The sequence below is a fragment of the Paenibacillus sp. FSL P4-0081 genome, assembly GCF_000758565.1.
GTDB lineage: Bacteria > Bacillota > Bacilli > Paenibacillales > Paenibacillaceae > Paenibacillus_AQ > Paenibacillus_AQ phytohabitans.
The window spans coordinates 885,935-907,690 of sequence record NZ_CP009280.1 but is presented as its reverse complement, the minus strand read 5'-3'; the positions used below and the strand labels follow the sequence as shown (position 1 = coordinate 907,690).

Sequence of the window (21,756 nt, the reverse complement as noted above, 5' to 3'; positions counted from 1 at the left end):
AAATAGAAAAGGCGGTCTATTCCAATCCTCATTGGAATAGACCGTCTTCGATAATATGCCAACTTTTTCTCTACCCGATAATCCTTATTGCATTATCTTTAATCTTCGTTATTGTCTCTACCAACCGCTTTTGTTTCGTACCGTCAAAAAGCTTTACAAAGCTTTGTGGCTTATCGAATGGCGGCTTAACCAACTCAGACACATTATCGATATAGCCGTTCTGAGCAATATAATCAATAATCTTTTTGACAAATACGATTTGTCCCTGGTTTAAAGACTGATCATTAATAAACTCCGAGAATGCAGCGATGGCAGCTTCATACTCCAGCTTTGCAATTTTACGTACCAATAAACCAAATGGCGTATCTTTAAATTCTCGCTGATAATCCTCCGCTGTACCCAGTTCACCCGTAAAAATTTTCTCCAGTGCTTCATAGTCCAGCGCAGTTAACGGAATATTATTACGAAGCTTATGAATTACAATGGAATCGCGGTTTTTCTCAATATAGCGGTTGACCTTAAGCTTGTAATCTTCGAAAGTATAAGCCTCATACATAGCTTTACCTTCATGGATTTCGATAATCTCATCAGTTAAATTCGTATAAATCGGATTCTTGCCGCCGCCCTCATCTACAATGAATTTAATCAAACTGCGCAGTTCCTTGCGTACTAGTTCAAAATCCAGCAGACCTGCACTCTCCCAGAACTCCTCCGTACCAATAGTCTGTATAAGCGAAAGTTTTTCTTTTACCGACTGGATGGTGGCCCGTTGAAGCAATATGGAAGACACATCTATCAGCTGTTTCTTTCCCTTCTTGAACTGCGGCGACTCTTCAAGCTGGGCAATCATCAAACCATACATAAAATTATCAAACCGTTTGGCATGCTCATCTGTATCAGACATATATACAATAGGGGCAAGGTACATAATTAGATTCGATTTATCCTGATCCAACAGACAGACAAAAGCTTCTTGATGTTTATACTTTTCTATATATTGCAGTTGCAGTTTCACAGATACCAGTTCGGTATTTAATGCAAGAATCTGCCCCAACACCACAACTATTAATTCTGTACGGATTGCCTGATAGGACTCCTCAATGAAATCTGCCTGCTGCAGATGATAGATCAGCCGCACCCGTTTGGCAAAGATCGCTTCAGACAAACTCTGGCCTTCATTCCCCTGCAGACCTTCCTTGTGCTGACGAAAAAATTCAAAGTTGCCCAGGTAATCGAAGATGACGAAACGCTGCTTGTCTTCACCTTCTCCGAACAAATCCCTGCGTAGTCTTGTCCCGCGACCGATCATCTGCCAGAACTTCGTTTTGGAACGAATCCGCTTGAAAAATACAAGGTTAACAATTTCCGGCACATCAATCCCCGTATCCAGCATGTCTACAGAAACGGCAATGTGGGGCTCTTTATCGGGTATTTTGAATTCATCAATTAGGCTCTGCGTGTAAGTATCTCCCGAGACAATTCTCTTGGCGAAATTCCCTTTATATTGCGGATATAGCTTGTTAAAGCGTTCCACGATATACTGGGCATGATTTTTCTTCTGGGCAAAAATAATCGTTTTCCCAAGCCGGTCCCCACCAGCTACCTTAATCCCCTGAGTCATAAGATCTTCCAGCACACGGTCCACTGTAGCCTGATTAAAAATGAATTCGTTAATTGCAGGAGATGGAATGAACTCAGGCATTTCGCCGTCCTCATCCGTAAAGTCCTCCTCATACCGCGCCTTATCTTCCGGCGAGAGATCATCATAAGTAATCCCTTGCTCCAGGAATCTTGTCGTAACCTCAATGTTATAGTAAGGAACCAGAACATGGTCAATTTCCACAGCCGTTTCATAGGTGTAGGCATAAGTTGGCACACCGTTCTGCATCTCAAAGAAATCATACGTATTCCGGTCTACTTCCGTCTTGGGGGTAGCGGTCAAACCTACAATTATACCGTCAAAATATTCAAAAATCGCGCGGAATTTCTTGAATATACTCCGATGAGCCTCGTCCACAATAATCAAGTCAAAGTGGGCGGGCGTAAACAGGCGCTTGCCATCATCAGTTTTTTCCCTGTCAATAGCATTCAGCATCGTCGGATAAGTAGAGAACACGATACGCGCCGTTTTATCGTCCTTATTGCTCAGCAGATTACACAGAGACATGTCCGGCAAATAATTTTTGAAGTCATCTTTAGCCTGTTTAACCAACGCCTTACGATCAGCTAGAAACAGGATATTGGTCACATATCCCCCGCGTGACAACACATCCGTTAAACTGGAGGCTGTTCGGGTCTTGCCGGTTCCGGTGGCCATTACTAGCAGCGATCGTCTGTGCCCCTCCATAATATTCTCGCATACGGCGCGAATCGCTTCCTTCTGGTAGTAACGGTCTGTTATCTTGTCGTCAATAATGACCTCGTTCAGCACTTTGCGTTCACTTCTGCGGTTCATCAGCTTTTGCAGATCCGACTTGGAGAACATCCCGCTCACTTTACGCTGTGGTGAGGTGAGGTCATCCCACAGATTCGTTTCAAAACCATTCGTTGTAAACATCATCGGCCGTCTTCCGGTCATCCGCTCCAGACAATCAGCATACAACTTGGCCTGATGACTGCCGATCTTGGGGTCTTTGGATGTGCGTTTAGCTTCAATTACCGCCAGAGGCAGGCCATCTTTACCGTAGAGCACATAGTCAGCATAACCTCTTTCTTCCTCATTAGGCATTCCAAACAGTTCTACTTCTTCCCTAACATCGTCTCCAAGTGTCCAGCCGAGCAGTTTCAGGTCAACATCAATGTATTTCTTGCGTGTACGGAACTCAGAAAGATCCCCAGGTGTGAAATGACGTTCTTCCTGATGCTGCCCTTTATCAGCGGTAAACTTATCACTCATCGCTGCAATCTGGGCACGCAAAGCCTCAATTTCCGATTCCTTTTGTTCGATTAAGCTGTCCTTCTCTTTAATCTTTGCTTCATCCAGAACAAGCTTTTCGTCCGGGATGTCACTCTCTTTGAAATGACGCTCCTCGTAATTTGTTCCATAGCAGTAATCTAGCCACTGCACAAATTCAAACAACGCAGCAAGCGACAATACCGCATCACTCCTGCTGATATTCTTGTCCGTATGTACCGCGAGGTTCCCAAGCTTGATAATGTAACCCAACTTCCCCCAAGTCTGGTTCTCCATCGCGAATTTGAATGTTGGCTCATGAATCAATGCCTGCAAATTATCCTTATAAGGCATAGTGATAGTGTTATCGGCAGCATACACCCACTTCACTGCAAGCTCAAAAGCCTTCCGGCTGCCCACGGCCGCCATCGCCGGAGAGGTGGCAAGCACCCGCTCCGCTTCAATAGCCGCTGTAGCAAACAGCTTATATTCCGTTTGTCCCTGTAAGAATCCAAAGTTTGCAGGCATTCGGTTCACCTCATGGGTAAAATGATGATAGCAATATGCTAATTATGTGTATCAATTAGGATGAGATCGTTATTCGAAATACTCGCTCATCAGGCTGTCGAAGAGATGCTGTGTTTCGTCGATGGCCTGTTTAACGATGGCTTTTTGTTCTTCGATTTTGGTGACGATGTTGGCGAATTGGTTTTGGAGTGATAGTGGTGGTTTTACAACAGTAAAGGAAAGAACATCTTGCTGGTTTACGCTCGATTGATTCACTGCATTTTTTGCTCTTCCTCTAATTTGAGCTTTAATGAATTGAGTCCTCCATAGGTACATTAAGAAAATTGGTATTAAGTACTCTTGGTTCAGACGGAATCTCATCATATTTGATTCGTAGACTATATCCTCTGTAATATCAGGAACTATTCCTACTTTACCTAAATACTCGATACTATTAACACGATTAATTAAAATATCATCTTTGTTTAGAGCGTATTGTTCTATTTCCTCAGGTTCTAGACTCAGCCTTTTCAAACTTGAAATATTCTCCACATAACCGTCATAAAAAGAGTCTATACGTACAATTTTCGTACCACTACCGTATTTTGATTGATGTTTATACAAACCATTTTGAGGAAAAAGTTTCAAATAATCTTTCAACACTACTCTGTCCCATTTAAAATCATTCCTGAATGGTTCTCCAAACATCTTATAAAAGGTAGCTTTGATCAGATTATCCAGCTCAGCAAGCTGTTGTTTACGCATAGCAAGCAGTTCTGAGACTGTGTCTAATTTCTTGTTAACTCGCTTTTGAGTTTCGAGAGGTGGAAGGGGGATACGGACCTTCTCCAGGAATGCCTTGGGCACTCTTCTTTGACCTGCACTTCCCGTCATATTTTTTTCAGCTAGTTTTCTAAATTTAGAATATGAAAGAAATCTATGAATCCAATCACTTGTTACGGTTTCATTGGGACGTAAGACATGAAATTCGGTCGATCCTACTCCTAAACCGTTAATTAAACCGCGTGCTACTCCACCTTTTCCATTCTCCATGCAAGGTGTAATTTTTGCAAATAAGACATCATTCTCAGTAAAATAAGTAAACCCACTACTAACTTCAGAATACGATCTTTCAATCTTAGTATTAACTTTCCCGTCCTCAGATACTTCGGACATAGGAATAAAAGAGATAAGTTTATTATTTTCATAAAGAGTCTGGAGTTGCTTTTTAGGTGGATTTACTGTGCATACTTCACTTAACTTTACCTTTTCCCACTTACTCACCCAGCAGCCCCCTCAATTCATCCATCTTAGAGGCAATATCAAGATTCAGCTGATCCAGACGGGTCATGATGATTTCAGGCTTGTCATACTCTACTTTCTCATACACAACTTCTTTATATCGATTGATTGACAAATCATAGTCATTCGCTTCAATTGCCGATTTGTCTACTAGGAAGCTCGGCTCTGTCGGCAGACGATCTGCTTCACCTTCTAGGTTGTGATAACGGGTAATGATATCAGGAATATCGTTAGCCGTAATAGGGGAACGTTTGTCGTCCAGCGAATAGCCGTCGGCTTTCATATCATAGAACCATACTTTATCCGTGCCGCCTGCCCCTGTCTTGGTAAACAAAAGGATCGCTGTGCTGACTCCCGCATAAGGTTTGAACACTCCGCTTGGCATGGAAATCACCGCTTGCAGCTGATGATTCTCTACCAGTTCCTTACGGAGCGACTTATGCGCCTTAGTCGAACCAAATAATACGCCATCCGGCACGATACAAGCGCAGCGTCCGCCTTTACGGAGAATACGCAGGAATAGGGCCACGAATAGAAGCTCTGTCTTTTTGGTATCCGTAATTGTTCTTAGATTATCGTTAATGCTTTCAGCATCTACGGTTCCGGTAAATGGTGGATTCGCAAGCACAATATCATAGGCAGATGCCACATTATTTTGTCTGGATACACTATCTACATAATCAATATGCGGCTGGCTGATGGAATGGAGCATCAGGTTCATCGCGGACAGTCGCAGCATCGTTCTGTCGGTATCATATCCGGAGAACATCTCGCCTGAGAAATGCTCCCACTGTACGCTGGTCATCTCAGCTTCATATTTTTCACGGATATATTCGGCAGAAGAAACAAGGAAACCTGCTGTGCCGCAAGCCGGGTCAACGATCTTGTCATTCGGTGTAGGTGCAAGCAAACGGACCATCAGGTCGCGAATATGCTTAGGTGTTCTGAATTGGCCGTTTTGACCAGCCGAAGCCAGCTTGCCCAGCATGTACTCATAAAGATCGCCTTGCATATCCAGATCTTTGATATCATGTTCATACAGTTCATCGAGACCTGTAATCATCTTCTGCAGTACCTGCGGTGTTGGAACAAGGAACATAGCATCTTGCATATAACGTGTAAAGGCTGTCATGTTTTCTCCATTCATCGTTTTAATAAATGGAAATACCTGCGTGCCGACAATATCATAGATTATACGGGCGTCTTTGGTTTTGAACTTACTCCAGCGCATATTCTGCCCTTTTTCGTTTTGAGGGAATATTTTCGGCATCTCAGCTCCGCTAATCGCCTCAAAGCTCTCATTCTCCAATTCCTTTTCATCCAGGGAACGGATAAACATCAGGTAAGTCAGTTGTTCTATAACGGTTAAGGGATTACTAATCCCGCCAGCCCAAATATCAGACCATATTCTATCAATTTTATTGCGTACTTCCCCTGTTAGCATTCATATTTCTCCATTTCTATAGCTAATATTGTTCTGCTCTGAATTTTCTCTACAGTAATTTAGCAATTTCATTTCCATAATCCAACTATAAATTCCTTAATGCGATAATACTCCTCTTATTATACACCCAGTAAGAGGAGAAATCTGACACCAAATAAATCTTAATTATAAAAATTATAAGTTTCGAGATAAGTACTTTTTTTATAACATTTCCAATATTTTTATAGGATAATAGAAATACCCATACTTTGTTTCCCATAAGGAGAACTACATGATTACCAAGGCCCTGCTCCAGTATTATTCAGAATGCTTAAAATATGAAGGATATTATTCAACCCAACTCAAACCTTCCGATCTAAACCAGGCTCAAATAGATCCATTAAACATAGAGGCTGTTGTTGAACGGTATGAAAAACTAAGCCATGATTTAAAAGCCGATCAAATAATTATGTTTGGCTACCCGCTTTTAAAATTAAATAAAAAAGATACGTATATTCCATTAATTCTCTGGAGCAGTTCAACATTTCAATCAGATCATAATTTCTTTAAGGCTGATCAATCGGGGTTCCATAAGGAAATATATAAAGCTTTGGCCGATAGGAACTCCCTTAATATTCTTACTCGCTTGAAAGAACAATTCTCCTCGAATCCTACTGGGTTCTTGAATGACCACACAATGGTTACACAACTACTTGAAATTGCGAATCTCGAAGAAAAAAGAAGCGTGCCCGCATACACTATCTTCCTGGCGAAGAATTCCGATTTTAGTAACTATCATATCTCACAGGAGATTCAGGCAATTCTAGAAGATAAGTATGAGCCAAGTTCTATTCTAAAAAGTTATCTTAATCATAGCTTCGCAATTCCAAAGACTTCAGAAGACCAGTCACTCATCCATATTGTACCTGGCAACCTTCCTCAAAATAATGTACTGCATGATATAAATCATACGATTAATATTGTTAAGGGACCTCCAGGAACCGGAAAAACACAGACTATCCTAAACTTGATCGCCAACCAGGTCAATCATCAAGAAACTTGCGTTATTGCCAGTACAAATAACCAGGCCGTAGATAATATCGTAGAGAAACTGGATGCAAACGGAATAAGCAAATACTTCTTCGGTTACGCCCGCTTAGGAAGTAATGCGAAGAACAAAGAAGCTGCAGTACCGCTTCAGTATGCTTTAGACCGTATGATAGAGATCGTGAGAAAGAACCCCAATAATATGCTTACTGCTGAGTCTTATTCAACATATCAAGCTACAAGCCAAGCCTTGATGGATGAAATAACCCATGCTGAACAAATAGAGAATCAAATTATTGATCTGACCAGTACGATTAATCAGCTTAAAGACTTAATTATTGTCCTCAATGACAGATTGCGTCTAAACCACTTGATCCCTATGAAAAATGATTTAGAGTCTATTTCAATTGCTAATGAGAAAATAGAATCTCGTCTGCGTGAACTGGTCGATGAGCCGTTACAACTCTACGGCAATGATATTTTCAGAAAATTTCGTTCGTACATAGCTGGAAGACTACGTACCTATATGAAATTCAGAATAAAAAAGCAGTTAAGGCCCATTGGGGCAACACAGCTCTGGGAGCATATTGACAGCAGCACCCCGGTTCAATCCCTGGCCTTCTGTGAGGAGATTATCAAAGTTATTAACCTTGAATTACGCTACTCTCAACTTGTTGAAGAGTTAGCTTCGATAAAGAAACAACAACAGGACGCCTCAGTTGACCTGAAGAATTTATATAGTAAGAAAAATGATATTGACCTGCACCTTTTGCAGTACCAGTGGCTCCACAGAGCCAGACCTGTTCTCAAAGATATGAAAGAGCTCCAAAAAATCAAAGGGCTTATTCAAGAGCTGCGTGAAAAAGGAAATATTAGAAACAGCTCATCTGCTTTTCCTTCTTTCCTTAAACTGTTTCCTGTACTCCTCGTTAGCAGTCTATCTGCACGCAACTGTATTCCAGCCGGAATGTCCTTAGATCTTGCTATCATCGATGAATCATCCCAGTGTTCGATTCCAAGTATTTTTTGCTTGCTCCAGTCTGCACGTAAGGCCTGTTTATTCGGGGATACCAATCAATTGAGTCATATTGTTTCGATTGAGGACACTCTTAGCAGAAACTTGTTTGAAACACATGCACCAGGAATAGACCTTGAACCTTATTGTTATCTGAATAATTCTGCATTCGAAAGAGCTGAACAGGCGTGCCTGCTAAGCGAAGGGGGTACTCACCTCCTTAACTATCACTATCGCTGCATTCCATCCATTGCGTCCTTCAGTAATCAGCAGTTTTACCATAACCGCTTACATATGATGCGTCATGAGCCAGAGAGACAACCCTATACAGCCGGAATTTATTCAACCAATGTATACGGTTCTGTATCAGGAACGATTAATCATCATGAATTAAATGAAATCCATACAATCGTGAGTAAACTTGAACAAAATGGCATTGATCAGATCGGTATCGTAACACCATTCTCAGCTCAGAAAGAACATCTTATAAAAATGTTCAGCGGTAAACCTAATATAAAAATAGGAACTGTTCATACGTTTCAAGGCGGTGAGTGTAAGGCTATTATTTTCAGCACAGTGATTTCACAAGGTTCAACATCTTTTCAGATTAACTTTGTACAGAATAGCTACCGGTTAATTAATGTTGCCCTTACCCGTGCACTTGATTATTTCATGCTTGTCGGAAATCTTGCACAGATTGATAACGGGCAAGGCTACTTAACCAAATTGAGCCGTTATATTTATACAATTGAAGCAAGCAGTTTTCATCGCCCTTCAATTGAATTATCCATTGCATTTAACCAGATTATCCGGCAAGAAAACCGGATTAAGCTGATGCATGAAGGTGAGCGGATGATTTATAATAAACTGCTAATATTCCTTGGCGGTATGCCTCTGCTTGTCTTTCCTAAAGTCCCCATAAAAGATGTATTATCAATCAATCTACCGTTAGACTATTCTTTAAAAAACTTCTACTTTACGAGTCACATGGACTTTGTTATTTACGAAAGGGAATCTTTGCAGCCGCTCTTCTCCATTGAATACGACGGAAGTTATCATCGCCGGGATCCAAAAACAATTTCGAATGACAAAATGAAAGATGATTTATGTTCATACACTGAATTCAAGTTGATCCGCATCAAATCCAATGATGAAACCGGGGGATGGGAGGAACTAAAGGGATATTTGCAGTCTATTAGCTGATAAATTCCTTCTTTAAGATACTCACTCTACGATAAAAAGGACGTGGAGTCATACCACGTCCAGAAACTCAATCCTTATACGGATCAAACTCATCCGCCCCAGCCATACATACCCCAATCGGCTTCAACACATGCATAACCTCGATGGTCCCGGCATGCGCATCCAGCACCTCTTGAAGCTTCCGGTACACAAAAGGACTTTCATCCGTGCCTGCACCGCGCAGCTCAACACCGCAATCCCGAACCGCCTCCAGCATTTGCGTTGACGTAATTTGACCGCCGCTGCGGGTGCGGGTTTTCCAGTTCATTTTGCCTGCCGCCTGGGTCCGGCTCATGATTCGTCCTGCACCATGAACGGTGCTATAGTAGGAGTCTTTGTTCTCCACGCTATCTTTTCCCTTAACGATCACCGATATATCGCCCATACTGCCGCCGATAAAGCCAACCTGGCCCGGCGCAGACGGGGTCGCCCCTTTGCGGACGACGACGACTTCTTTGCCGCCATGTGTTTCTTTCCAGGCATAGTTATGATGGTTATGAACTTCGAGGTCCGCTTCCGCTCCCAGGATGGCTAATACTTGCCGGATCACATAATCCCTGCCGGCATAGGCGTAGCGTCCGGCCAGCTTCATGGCTCTGTAATACATATCGCCAAGCTCACTGCTAGTATCAAGCAGTACGGGCGGCTGGTCCATCTTTTCACCGGGGGCGTTAGCCAGAAAGTCTCTGCCCGCTGCCAGGTTGAGGAAACCGCTCGCTGTCTTATGGCCGAACCCTCTGCTCCCAAAATGATTGGCGATCCACACCCGGCCTGTTCCGGCTTCTTCAAACAAATCTACGAAGTGATTGCCGCTGCCGACCGTACCTAGCTGACTCTGTGCCAAAGCTTTCAGTTTGTCGTGCTTCTGTCTGCCTACCGCCATGAAAACAGCCCAATCCGGGTCGTCAAAAAGTTCATGATCGACCCTTTCATTATTAACACGGCCTATTCCGAAGGAGATTCTCCGGGCGATCTCGTCCATAATATTCGCCAATCGGGGCCTGATATCTTCAACAGTTAAGCTGGTTCGCACCGCTTTATTCCCGCACGCAATATCATAACCGACGCCGGACGGGGAGATTTGCCCATCGTATACGACCACCCCGCCGATCGGCTGGCTGTAGCCCTTATGATGATCTGCCATGAGCAGGGTTTGCACAACATTGCCTGTTTCCGCACACGTCTTTGCTTGAGCCAGCGCTCCGCTGTCAGGATTCCCCCAGACCCGCACGCCGTCTATATTTTGATAAGCCATACAAGTATTCAACTCCTACATAATGAATGTTCTTCCCCTACTTACAATCCCTTTGCCGCCCGGAGCTTGTGCAGCCGTTCTTTTACCGAATCTTCAGTCTCGATTACTAATAAATGAGCGACCGCATGAGCAAGCTGCTCCCCCCAGGATGAAACGTCCCAACCTTCTAGTGCCTTGATCGCCATATTCCGGTTAGAGGTCACTGGACTGTTCAAGCCCGTGAGGATCAACTCTGCCCCTATCCCCTCGAACCGGTCCAAGCACTGCAGGATCACGCCCAGCTTCCTATGCGCTGCATATTCTTCGCCGAATCCCATTTCAGTTCCGGGGCCCGTGGCGATCTGCTGCAGGGGAATGTGTTCACTGGCGAATTGAACAAATCTGTGAATCCGGTCCCGGTCATCCGATCTTATTAGCTGATAGTAATAGAAATCCTCCAGCGGGTTAGCTGCAAGCTGATCATAGAGAGTATCCCAAATATCCAAGCCAAGCTTCTCTGCACACGCTATACCATAGTAAACGTCTGACATATCACTGCTGCTAACGGCATCCATAACCATACTGTTCCATTTGGTGTCGGCCATAATCAACTGGCAAGCCTCCCGCATATCGCTTCTTAGCTGCTCACTCCAGCCTGAGGACATCCGAGCGGTCCACTTCTCCTCATCCTCCGCCAGGAAGTCGTGAATGCTGAATAGCACTGACAGATGCTTTGCCGTTGTCTCTGCCTCCTGGACAAGCCTCACATAATCCCATAACACCTGCGGGGCATACTCATAATCGTCAATATTCTCTGCCGGCCCGCCATTCAATAACGCTTCAATGATATCGGTTGCCCCATTAAATAATGCGCCATCTACCCGATCAGCCGAAAGTGCCTCCCGCAAATCACCATTTCTTGCACAAATACAGGCTAAATATTCGTTCATGACGTTGTTGTGGCACCCTTCCCGCAGCAGCCAATCTTTGATCTCCTGACTGGCAGGCTCAAGTCTCTCGACGATATGTATTTTCCCCCAGCCATGAACCTGCCCAGCGAGTTCAAATAGAACTTGATTGCTATCCTCCATTCCATTATGAATCGCAACTACGGCATATAGCGTAAATTCCTCGTGTCTCCCAAGCGTTAGAAGCAGTTCCTTTACTTGCCCGTTCTGAAAAAGGCCCAGCATTGCAATGCCGAATTTGACGGCATTCCGGTGCGCCGCATGCTCCGCGAGCCATTTCGCCTCAAGGAATACGGAATCCGGCTGTATTCCGGGGTGCTTGCGAACCTCATCTATAACTTCATCCATCATGCCGCCTATATCTGTCTTCACAAGCTTGGCATATAGGGCCTTTCTTGTTGAATTCTTAGGCTTTCTGGATTGCTTCGCCAGCAGGCGAACCAGCTCTCTTGCCTCATCCGTCATCTTAGCAGGTCCGGCATGATGTCCAAACGCTCCATCCAAACCGCCCGCTACCCATCTGATTTTATCACCGGACCAGAATTCTTCGTCATCCGGCAGCGATCCGTCCACGGACTCTCCTTGCTCCTTAATATAAGCGTAAATGGAGGTTCTACCCTCCCATAACGGCCGTTTCGCTCTTTCGAAGAATATAACCATCGTTCACCACACCTCTTCCTATACTTCCTGCGATACCAATAGCACAACTCAATGATTATAAGCGGCTGCATTATCATATCAACTTCTATATCTATATTGGTTTATTTTGGGAGCGGCGAACATGGCGAAAGTATTACAACTGGGCATATAATTTTTATAACCAAACAGAGGACAGGCTTGTTGGCTTCGGGCTCTCCCCTTCCCCATACATCCGATCCTCACTCTTTTAGCGTCAATTCTATTCACTACACGGATTTCTACAATCCTGGCAGTTTAATCGCCCAGCCCCTCCACCCCTGTATACTCATCCATAACCTTTTGCATTTGTACAATGTGGCGTTTGGCATGTTGACACAAAAAGTAGATATATTGATAAACATCAATCTTGCCTAAGTTGTTTACCGTCATTGTAGTTTTATAAAGTATTCCCTCTCCGTTGTTCATCTCTTTCAAAAGCTCTTTGCATTCGTTAATTTGATTACCTAGTAATGCTCTTATTTGTCCTAATTCTTGTTCACCCTTAGGCTCCATATGTTCTGGTCTGATCCAATCAAAAGACTTATGTATAGCTATCGCTTCAAGTTCTTGTAAATTAATTTGGCTTGATTCTATTATTGTATTCAAGTCTTTCTTTGTTGATAGTTCAATTGCTTTCCGAGTCCCTTTTCTTATTAGGATCAATAAAAAGTGATTGGTTAGTGTTACATGCTCTAATATTTGTTCAATACTCCATCCGGTCTGAGGTTTAAAGGATAGTTCTTCGGGATTTAAAGTAAACCAGTTTTGGTAGTCACTTAATGTTTGAGATAATTCCATATCTATAACGTTTATCGCTTGGTTTATATTCATGTTTGTCACCAGCTTTCGAGTTATCTATGAATTGCCTTACCTTCTAAAATTTCATACTACACAAACCCATCCTCAGGCTCCCCCACCTCAAACCCTAACACTTTAGTTGCTTCTGATTTAAACGCTCCAATCCAAGAATCCCAATCACTCTGATTCATTCGAGCAAAGAATGATAATCCACTTGGCTCAACGGATGCCTGAATATAAACATCCTCATCTTCCTGCCCAAACCAGTGTGGAATCCCATCTATGTACCCTCTCCAACCAGGCATACGCTCATAAATATTAGCAACTGTATTCCATACTTCATCAGGTAGATGGGCCCATATATTCAAATTACAATTATGAGAGGTTATTTCATTCATTTGCCTTCCCCCTTAGCCTTACACATATACAAAATAAACCTTACGCACTTCTATTACATCGTATCATATGTTGGAATTCCCTTCCTATCGTCCGAGACTCCAACGAGTTAATTATCCACTTGCAAAAAGGATTATTTTTCTATATTTTTAAATATGAAGTAACCATTATATTAAAACAAAAAAGGATACTCACTAATGAAAAACAAAATGTTATTACTTCTTATATTGTTATCCGTGTTGTTTGTAAGCTGTGACATCAAAATTGTAAATGAGCCTCAGGCGGAGGAGCTTTATAATCCCCCTTCAATCCAGTTAGAAATTGCAGTTGTTGGTGATGTTCCTTTTGATACAATTAGAAATCTAAGCTACATACCCAAAAGCCTCAACGATATTATTGAAGACACTAATATAAATTATGACGGGTTAATCATTGCAAAGGATTATCTGGCTGAAGCAGCCAAGCAGGAATATAAAGATTTTTTCAGTAATATAACGTATCCGGTATTTTTCATGGGAACTGAGAATCTACTGGTGAGTGTATTTCATGACGACAGATTAACTCTTGAATCTGCAAGAATAAATGGTTTTGGAGCTCATGTATCCGGATTTGTTCTATTAGAGGGCAAGTTTCAGCAGTGGGGCTTATACTTACCAAATAACCCTACAGAACAAGATATGAATAGAGATATGATTCTAAGAATCTCCAATATATTAGAAGATTTCAAAATTCTACGCAGTAACATGAAAACTGCAACTTAAATTCACCCTATAGTGGTGCACGGCAAATCCCCCCACAACTACTTATAGATGTCCAGAAGATGTCCTGCCATCCCTGGCCAGACCAACAGAAATACCCTCTCCGCGAAGAGAGGGTACCCTTATTATCTGCTCTTATCCCATCAACTCATAGAAATACTTAGCTTCCTGGGTCTTGTAGAGACTATACCAGGCTTTCAATTTTTCTGGAGCCATTACATCCAGGGCTTTCAAGACATGTACAGTGAATTCTAGCGGCGCTATTCCAGAGGCAGTGATCAGCTTCCCATCCGTTACAGCAGACTGCATCTGGTAGAGCTCTTCGCCGGTGTACGCGGGACAGATCATTTTGAGGTACTCCAGATCATTGCTTGTATGCGGGCGTGAGTTCAGCAGTCCGGCCTGGGCAAGCGCCATTGTAGCCCCACAAATCGCTGCCACTACTATATCTTCCTGTATGCATCTCTCAGCAAGTTGGAGAATGGGCTTGTGGATGGCTTCGGTCCATGTCTCTCCACCGGGTAGAATCAAGGCATCAGTGCTTGTAATGCTGCACTCACCCACCGTGATGTCAGGCATTATTGCCAGTCCGCCCATTGTAGTGATAAGCGTCTTCTCATTGGCTACGGTTACTATTTCAGTGGGGGCTTGCCCCTTCTTGTAGTATCTTCCCGAGTTCAGTTCGGCAGTTAAATACCCTATCTCCCAGTCTGCCATGGTGTCGAACACATATAGATATACTTTATTATTCATTTCTACGTCCTCCTTCAAGTCCTTTCCTGTATTATAAAATAGCTTCACTGACAGCTGCTGTCAGTGAAGCTATTTTAGCTGAACATATAACAAAGACGCTCCGGGACTCCTCCCGAGCGTCTTTCTCCTTCTTTTATAGAAGATAACCCCTTAGTTCTTCCCCCCATACCCCTTATATGTAGCGTAAACGGCATTGGCATATTGATCTGCCAGAATCGGACGGCCATAGGAGTCGGTAGCGCCCGGATACCAGTTGTCGCCTCCGTTATAGTGCAGCAATCCGTTATAGATATCTCCGAATCTGACAATCTTCTCATTCAGGATCAATGCGCCCAGGTAGACCTGATCCTGTTCACTGCTGTGATTATACGCGCGGCCGAATTTGGCGCTGAATTGTGAGGCATAGGCATTGCGGGTGTTGGGCTCGACCTGCATCAATCCGTCACCGGCGGATGGACTGCCCGGCAGACCTGCTCCGAAGCTGCTCTCCTTCTTAATCACTGCACTCAGCAGCAGTGCGAAATCTCCACCCTTGCCATAAGCATTGTCAGCATTCACGACATAAGTCCAGATTTGGCTTGGAACCTCGGCAGGTTTGGTTACCGAAGGAGGCTGCGAACCCGTATAGATTTTAACCGAGGTCATCTTGTCATTGACACTGTCGCCAACCCAGGAGGAATCTGCCGTATAGGTCCATTTGGCTCCTCCAAAGTTATCATTCTCATAGACTTCAACCGTCCAGCCGCCGGGAACCTTGAGCGAAGACATCCAGTCATTCGGAATTCCGGCAGCATTCAGCTGGGACAGTACATAATTGCCTACTCCCAGGGTTACTACCTTGCCGCCATAGTTGATGTCTGCGTAGAATGTGACTCCGTTTGTTGCCGGGGGTGTTGTAGGTGCCGGTGTGGGGGTCGGCGTTGTTGTGGTTCCGCTCTTCCACAGAGCAGGAACATTAGGCGGCTCCCAGCCTGTGAGGGAAGTATGTGCCTGAAGACAGGTATACGTACTTCCGCTATAGGTTACTGTATCATTTACTGCATAAGCCGTATTAGGAGCCCATGCTCCTCTGGCGGCCGCGTTTGCCTGCGGTAAGGCTGTGAAGAACAGGGACAGGAATATGGCTGCAACTACCAAAAGGGATAAGGCTCTGGCTGGAACTTTTTTAATCAATCACTTAAACCTCCTTTATTTAATTTACCGGTTTCGCCCATTAGGCGAACCACAGGTATATTGTATTGTCGTTTGTGAAAATAATTCCATCAATTTTACTCCCCAACCCCTTGCTGAAATGACAAATTCCGCGTTTTCATCAACACAGCTTCCTGTAATGATGCTATCATGAAACAATCAACTCATTTATAGCGAATTTTGTAGATTGGGGTCGGCTTCATGATGAGGGGTATTCTAAGGTTCGTTTCTCGTAATATCTTCTTTCATATAGCGGTTGCCGTTGTTATCGGTCTGGCCATAAGCTATGCCATCGTGCCTGTAACGCCAGGCGCCCCCAAGCTTCGAAGCGAAGAAGGCGTTCTGGATCTAACGCAGGATTCTATCCTTAAGAACCCGCTAAAGTTACAGGGAGAATGGGAGTTCTACTGGCAGGAGCTGCTCTCGCCAGAGGATATACGGAGCCGGATGGCAAGCGGGGAAATGGCTGACCGGTATATCAGCATCCCCAGCTCCTGGCTGGGCTACAAGCTTGATGGTCAAGAGCTGGAAGGGCAAGGCTTTGCAACCTTTCGGCTGGTCACCCGGCTTAGCGGGCAGGACAGGAGTGAGCGGCTTGCGCTGCGGCTGCCTACCATTTTTCATGCATATAAATTATGGGTGAATGGAGAGCTGCTGGCGGAAGTTGGCGAGGTTGGTCAGGACAAGAGTAGCGTGACACCGCGTCTGGCAACGAAGCTGGTGTTCTTCCAGCCCGGGAGCGATACCGTAGAGCTGGTTATGCAAGTTGCAAACTTCCATCATAAGCGGGGCGGCATCACCACGTCTATAGAGCTGGGTGGCAGTAACGTATTAGCGGCCAAGACCACTCGGAAGGTTGCCGCAGAGATGTTCATAACCGCAAGCCTGCTGGTCATCGGCGTGTATCATCTGCTACTCTACATGCTGCGGCGCAAGGACAGGGCACCGCTTTATTTTGGACTGTTCACTGTGTTGTTCGGTATCCGGTCCTTGCTGGTCGGCGAGCTCATGTTCACACAATGGTTTCCCCGTTTTCCGTGGGAATTGCAGTTCAAGCTCGAGTATCTGATTCTATGTGTCAGTGGTTATATCATCACCATGTATTTTGAATGCATTTTCCCGAATTATGTATCTCGGTGGTTTCGTCTGGGCAGCCGGATCGTAACGAGCGCACTCTGTCTGGTTGTTATACTGACCCCTGCAATTATATATTCAAGAATGTTACTGCTGATCGGTGTAATCGTTGTTCTGCACATGGTGTATCTGATGGTGGGTCTGGCTGAAGCGGCTGTGCGGCGTATGGAGGGTGCGCTGATCTTCCTGCTCGTGTCGATGGTTGCTCTGGTAACGGTGATCAACGATTTCCTGTATTTCAATGAATGGTCACTCATCGGTAATACCTCTCCGTTTGGGCTGCTCATATTCACGATCGCACAGATGATTCTGCTGTCTTCCAGATATACGCGGGCGGTAACGAACGAAGAGAGAATTGCACGTGAGCTGTACGAAGCCAATAACAAGCTGACTGAAATGAATTCCAATCTGGAGCAGCTCGTATTGGAGCGTACACATGCCTTATCCGCAGCCCACGAAGACCTCCGCATGTCGTATGAGCGGTTACTTCAATCCGAGCAAGGCAGGAAGAAGCTGCTTGCCTACATTACACATGATCTGCGTATGCCGCTGTCCAGCATGCTTGGTTATGTTGAGGCTGTGATCGACATGGTTAAGCCGGAACGCAATGAACAGTACCTGAAGTATATCCGGGATAACACGGTAAGGATTAACCGCATGATCGGGGAGTTGTCCTTCTTGTCGCATCTGGAGACGGGGCAGGTAGAATACCGTATGGAGCCGGTTCATGTGATTCATTTCCTGCGCGGTTTCTATGAACAATATGAGCTGGTAGTGCGTGACGCGGGGCTTGATTTCAACCTGGATACCGGACATACGGAGGATCTGGGAGCCTTCTTGCCTGTTGCCGGGATCGATGCGCAAAGATTAACGCAGGCGCTATTTAATCTGGTGTCGAATGCGATGAAGTTCACCTCTAGCGGCGGGATGGTGCGTCTTGCTCTAACCTGGGATGAGGTGAAGGATACCCGCACTGCAATCATTAGCGTACAAGACTCTGGTACGGGCATCCCCCCTGAGCAGCTCGAGCAAATCTTCGACCGCAATTACAGGGTTGACCGGCCGGGCATGGACATGGGAATAGAGGGCAGCGGGCTTGGGCTGGCGATTTGCAGGGAAATCGTACAAGCGCATGGCGGAACGGTCCGGGCGGAGAGCGACGGCAAGACGGGGTCGGTATTCTATGTATCGCTGCCTTTGTATCCGGGAAGCAGGAAGGTGACAACATGATGGACACGTACAAAATTATGATCGTCGATGATGATCCCCATATCTGTGAGATTGTTCAGGCGTATTGCGAACGGGAAGGCTTCGTATCCTCGTCTAGCCATAGCGGGACAGAAGCCATGATGCTGCTTGCATCGTTTAATCCGGATCTGATTGTACTGGATGTCCTGCTGGCTAATGAGAACGGCATTGACTGGTGCAGGAACGCACGCAGCTTCACGAATGCGCCGATTGTGTTTCTGAGCAGTCAGGAGGAGGACGAGGTGAAGATCAGCGCTTTATCTTATGGCGGCGACGATTATGTGACCAAGCCGTTCAGTCCGGGAGTCCTCATGGCCAAGATCAAGGCTCACCTTCGCAGAGTATCGACGGGCAGAAGGGAACAGCTGCTGGAATTACCGGGCTTGACACTGGATTTCTACGCACAGTCCGTTAACATGGGCAGTAAAACGATCTTTTTATCTAAGAAAGAGTTTAGTCTACTCTCCTATATGGCACAAAACGTTAATCAAGTCGTCACGGTCGATACGTTGTTTCATCTAATCTGGGGAATGAAGAGTCTGGAGGATACGAGAACGGTCGCCGTACACATCAGTAACTTACGCAAAAAAATCGAGGCTGATCCTGTCAATCCGGAGAGAATCCTTACGATTCGGGGGGCCGGATATATGCTGGTTGCCGGCAAGCGTTGAGCATAGCAATGTTCCCATAATAAAGGTTCAAGCATGAACTCTCGCTTGAACCTTTGGCATACTATTCAGAGCGCCCCCCGCCGCAGCTCATAGAAATACTGCACCACCGGATGCTTCAACTCCATCTTCTCCGTCATACCCAGAATCCGCTTTTTCCCGACTCTTCGATCCACCAGCGCAAGAATATTAAGTACCATGTCCCTGCTCTCCAGGCTCTCCTCAATAGGAGTAGTCAGGAACTTATTCGCAACCACAATGAAATTCGATTTAACGAGTGTTGCCTGCGCTGACATTAGCTCTTTGGCATGCTCTGTACTTAATCTGCTTCTGGCCATTATGATTAGGCGATCCTCCGGCACGGGTCCCTTGGCAGCTTGTCTGACCGCTTCAATCTCTTCCTTACTGACAGGAATGCGGATATCCGGATCATTCTTAATCTCCAGCTCTGTCTGATACCATCGGATCGTGTTTGTTTTATCACCCATATTGAGTATGTTCCTTCTGTCCACTGAGATGTAACAGATCCCTGATTTATCAGGCAGATAACGGTAACCCGGCGCGCGGTATTCTACCCTGCCCTCTAACGCAGGACTGAGAAAGCCCTCCAGCTGCTGCTTCAATTTGCTCCAGGACATGTAATCCCCCCTTCCATATACAAAAATGAGGAACGGCTTACTGGCTCCGGGCTTGTCCCTTCCCCCTCATCCGATCCTCAGTCTCATGTCTATTCTATTTCCTACTAGGATCAGCGAATCAGTATGTCGAGTTTAGCAGTGACATCTGAAAGAATGCTCTGTGGTACTTTACAGATGAACGCTGCCTGCTTGGATTGCCAATCGAGACTCTTTACTTGATCTGCAAGGATAACCCCTTCAATGGGCAGATCCTGCGGTATGACTACTTCAAACGGGTAGCCCTTTGGTTTAGAAGTTACCGGACAGAGCAACGAAAGTCCGACTTTACCATTATAAGAAGCAGGAGATACGACCAAAGCCGGGCGTTTGCCTGCCTGTTCATGCCCCGCTTGCGGGTTGAACTGCAGCCATATCAAGTCACCCCGATCCGGCACATACCCGCCCGTTACCATACTTCCCGTCCCTGCTGCTCGCCTGTAGAGACCTCATTATGGAGATTTTCCGGGGTGACCCGGGACAGGAGTTCGTCCAGTGTGGCCGACTTCGGCTTGATGATAAGATGTCCATCTTCCACATCAAGATCGACTTCGGAGCCTTCCTCAATACCGACCTTTAGAGCAAGGGATTTCGGAATGCGAATGCCCAAGCTGTTGCCCCATTTCTGAACCTGAAACATAGAACCGCCTCCTAGAATGTATAAACAAAGTGTAAACAAAGCGATTCGAGAAGTCAAATCATGTCTAGGATATATAAAACTGAGGAACGGCCTGCTGGCTCCGGGTTTGCCCCCTCTCCATTCAGCCGATCCTCACTCCTTTAGCGTCTATTCTATTTACTACTAGGATATCTACAATCCTGGCCGCCTAATTTCCAAGCTCGTCCGCCCCGTCCTGCTCCCTGCTCCCAAACTCATCCAGCAGCGCACGCACTTCACTTGTCGACTTCGTGTTCATTAAGTTATTTCTTAATTCACTGGCCCCGCGGAAGCCGCGGACATAAATCTTGAAGAACCGCTGGAGCGGACTGAATGAACGTGGCTTCTGTCCCGAATACTCATCATAGAGATCCAGATGCAGCCGCAACAGATCAAGTAGCTCCTCACTGCTATGTTCCTTCGGTTCCTGCTCGAACGCAAACGGATTCTGAAAAATCCCGCGCCCGATCATAATCCCGTCCACACCATACTCTTCAGCAAGCCTCAGGCCGGTCTGACGGTCGGGGATATCCCCGTTAATGGTCAGCAGGGTATGCGGTGCGATCTCATCACGAAGCTTCTTGATCTCCGGAATCAGCTCCCAGTGGGCATCCACCTTGCTCATTTCCTCCCGGGTGCGCAGATGAATCGATAGATTCACAATGTCCTGCTGCAAAATATGGGTTAACCAGCCTCGCCATTCGTCTATGTCAGTGAACCCGAGTCTTGTCTTCACACTGACGGGCAGTCCTCCGGCTTTGGCCGCCTGGATGATCTCCGCTGCGAGCCCGGGACGGCAGATCAGACCGCTTCCCTTCCCGTTCTCGGCTACATTCGCTACAGGACAACCCATATTTATATCGATGCCCTTGAAGCCTTCCTCAGCCATGCCGATGCTCATCTGCCGGAAGTATTCCGGCTTATCACCCCAGATATGAGCGACAATCGGCTGTTCATCCTCAGTATAAGTCAGACGCCCGCGCACAGCATGGTGCCCCTCCGGGTGACAATAGCTCTCTGAATTCGCAAACTCCGTGAAGAAGACATCCGGTCTGCCCGCTCTGCTTACGACATGGCGAAACACAACATCCGTCACATCCTCCATGGGTGCCAGTATGAAAAAAGGGCGTGGTAGTTCACGCCAGAAATTATTCATCATATTAAAAACC

General features: G+C 45.5%; 17 protein-coding genes. 4 read left to right on the top strand and 13 right to left on the bottom strand.

Going from position 1 to position 21,756, the window contains the following annotated elements; all coding sequences use genetic code 11:
* Window positions 1-70 precede the first annotated feature (70 nt).
* From P40081_RS03995 to P40081_RS03985, 3 genes are all read right to left on the bottom strand, one after another.
* Window positions 71-3,421 carry a DEAD/DEAH box helicase family protein gene (locus P40081_RS03995; RefSeq protein ID WP_042133492.1) on the bottom strand — a complete coding sequence of 1,117 codons (3,351 nt, stop codon included), beginning with the start codon at window positions 3,419-3,421 and terminating at the stop codon, window positions 71-73.
* A gap of 69 nt (window positions 3,422-3,490) precedes the next feature.
* Complete coding sequence (locus tag P40081_RS03990; RefSeq protein ID WP_052421662.1) at window positions 3,491-4,684, bottom strand: restriction endonuclease subunit S; 1,194 nt, start codon at window positions 4,682-4,684, stop codon at window positions 3,491-3,493.
* The gene (locus P40081_RS03985; RefSeq protein WP_042133490.1) at window positions 4,677-6,146 is read right to left on the bottom strand and encodes a type I restriction-modification system subunit M; all 1,470 of its coding nucleotides are present in this window, start codon (window positions 6,144-6,146) and stop codon (window positions 4,677-4,679) included. The genes P40081_RS03990 and P40081_RS03985 overlap by 8 nt, the downstream gene beginning before the upstream one ends.
* A gap of 271 nt (window positions 6,147-6,417) precedes the next feature.
* Between P40081_RS03985 and P40081_RS03980 the strand changes: the two genes are divergently transcribed.
* Window positions 6,418-9,390, top strand: coding sequence for an AAA domain-containing protein (locus tag P40081_RS03980; protein ID WP_042133488.1), 2,973 nt, complete (start codon window positions 6,418-6,420; stop codon window positions 9,388-9,390).
* Between the two features lie 67 nt (window positions 9,391-9,457).
* Here P40081_RS03980 and P40081_RS03975 read toward each other — a convergent pair whose 3' ends face one another.
* The 4 genes from P40081_RS03975 to P40081_RS03960 form a co-directional block, all read right to left on the bottom strand.
* Window positions 9,458-10,684, bottom strand: coding sequence for an RtcB family protein (locus P40081_RS03975; RefSeq protein ID WP_042133487.1), 1,227 nt, complete (start codon window positions 10,682-10,684; stop codon window positions 9,458-9,460).
* Between the two features lie 41 nt (window positions 10,685-10,725).
* Complete coding sequence (locus P40081_RS03970; RefSeq protein ID WP_042133485.1) at window positions 10,726-12,291, bottom strand: hypothetical protein; 1,566 nt, start codon at window positions 12,289-12,291, stop codon at window positions 10,726-10,728.
* 273 nt (window positions 12,292-12,564) lie between these two features.
* Complete coding sequence (locus P40081_RS03965; protein ID WP_042133484.1) at window positions 12,565-13,140, bottom strand: DinB family protein; 576 nt, start codon at window positions 13,138-13,140, stop codon at window positions 12,565-12,567.
* 56 nt (window positions 13,141-13,196) lie between these two features.
* On the bottom strand, window positions 13,197-13,505 hold the full coding sequence (locus P40081_RS03960) for a hypothetical protein (RefSeq protein ID WP_042133482.1): 309 nt from the start codon (window positions 13,503-13,505) through the stop codon (window positions 13,197-13,199).
* A gap of 195 nt (window positions 13,506-13,700) precedes the next feature.
* Here P40081_RS03960 and P40081_RS03955 point away from each other — a divergent pair, with 195 nt between their 5' ends.
* Complete coding sequence (locus tag P40081_RS03955) at window positions 13,701-14,264, top strand: hypothetical protein (RefSeq protein WP_042133481.1); 564 nt, start codon at window positions 13,701-13,703, stop codon at window positions 14,262-14,264.
* 132 nt (window positions 14,265-14,396) lie between these two features.
* Here the strand turns inward: P40081_RS03955 and P40081_RS03950 are convergent, their stop codons facing one another.
* The gene (locus tag P40081_RS03950; protein ID WP_042133479.1) at window positions 14,397-15,014 is read right to left on the bottom strand and encodes a type 1 glutamine amidotransferase family protein; all 618 of its coding nucleotides are present in this window, start codon (window positions 15,012-15,014) and stop codon (window positions 14,397-14,399) included.
* A gap of 150 nt (window positions 15,015-15,164) precedes the next feature.
* Window positions 15,165-16,187, bottom strand: coding sequence for a carbohydrate-binding protein (locus tag P40081_RS03945; RefSeq protein WP_042133477.1), 1,023 nt, complete (start codon window positions 16,185-16,187; stop codon window positions 15,165-15,167).
* A gap of 219 nt (window positions 16,188-16,406) precedes the next feature.
* On the opposite strand from P40081_RS03945, the gene P40081_RS03940 reads away from it, so the two are divergent.
* Both P40081_RS03940 and P40081_RS03935 read left to right on the top strand, forming a co-directional pair.
* Window positions 16,407-18,569 (top strand): sensor histidine kinase, encoded by a 2,163-nt coding sequence (locus tag P40081_RS03940; protein WP_042133476.1) that lies wholly within the window; start codon window positions 16,407-16,409, stop codon window positions 18,567-18,569.
* A complete protein-coding gene (locus tag P40081_RS03935; RefSeq protein WP_052421661.1) occupies window positions 18,566-19,258 on the top strand; it encodes a response regulator transcription factor in 693 nt (230 codons plus the stop codon). Before P40081_RS03940 ends, P40081_RS03935 begins: the two co-directional genes overlap by 4 nt.
* Before the next feature lie 65 nt (window positions 19,259-19,323).
* On the opposite strand, the gene P40081_RS03930 is transcribed toward P40081_RS03935, so the two are convergent.
* The 4 genes from P40081_RS03930 to P40081_RS03915 form a co-directional block, all read right to left on the bottom strand.
* Complete coding sequence (locus P40081_RS03930; protein WP_042133474.1) at window positions 19,324-19,893, bottom strand: SF0329 family protein; 570 nt, start codon at window positions 19,891-19,893, stop codon at window positions 19,324-19,326.
* Window positions 19,894-20,003: 110 nt separating this feature from the next.
* The gene (mazF, locus tag P40081_RS03925) at window positions 20,004-20,345 is read right to left on the bottom strand and encodes an endoribonuclease MazF (protein WP_042133472.1); all 342 of its coding nucleotides are present in this window, start codon (window positions 20,343-20,345) and stop codon (window positions 20,004-20,006) included.
* Window positions 20,339-20,569 (bottom strand): AbrB/MazE/SpoVT family DNA-binding domain-containing protein, encoded by a 231-nt coding sequence (locus tag P40081_RS03920; RefSeq protein ID WP_042133470.1) that lies wholly within the window; start codon window positions 20,567-20,569, stop codon window positions 20,339-20,341. The genes mazF and P40081_RS03920 overlap by 7 nt, the downstream gene beginning before the upstream one ends.
* A gap of 187 nt (window positions 20,570-20,756) precedes the next feature.
* Window positions 20,757-21,746 (bottom strand): tRNA dihydrouridine synthase, encoded by a 990-nt coding sequence (locus P40081_RS03915; protein WP_042133468.1) that lies wholly within the window; start codon window positions 21,744-21,746, stop codon window positions 20,757-20,759.
* Window positions 21,747-21,756 lie beyond the last annotated feature (10 nt).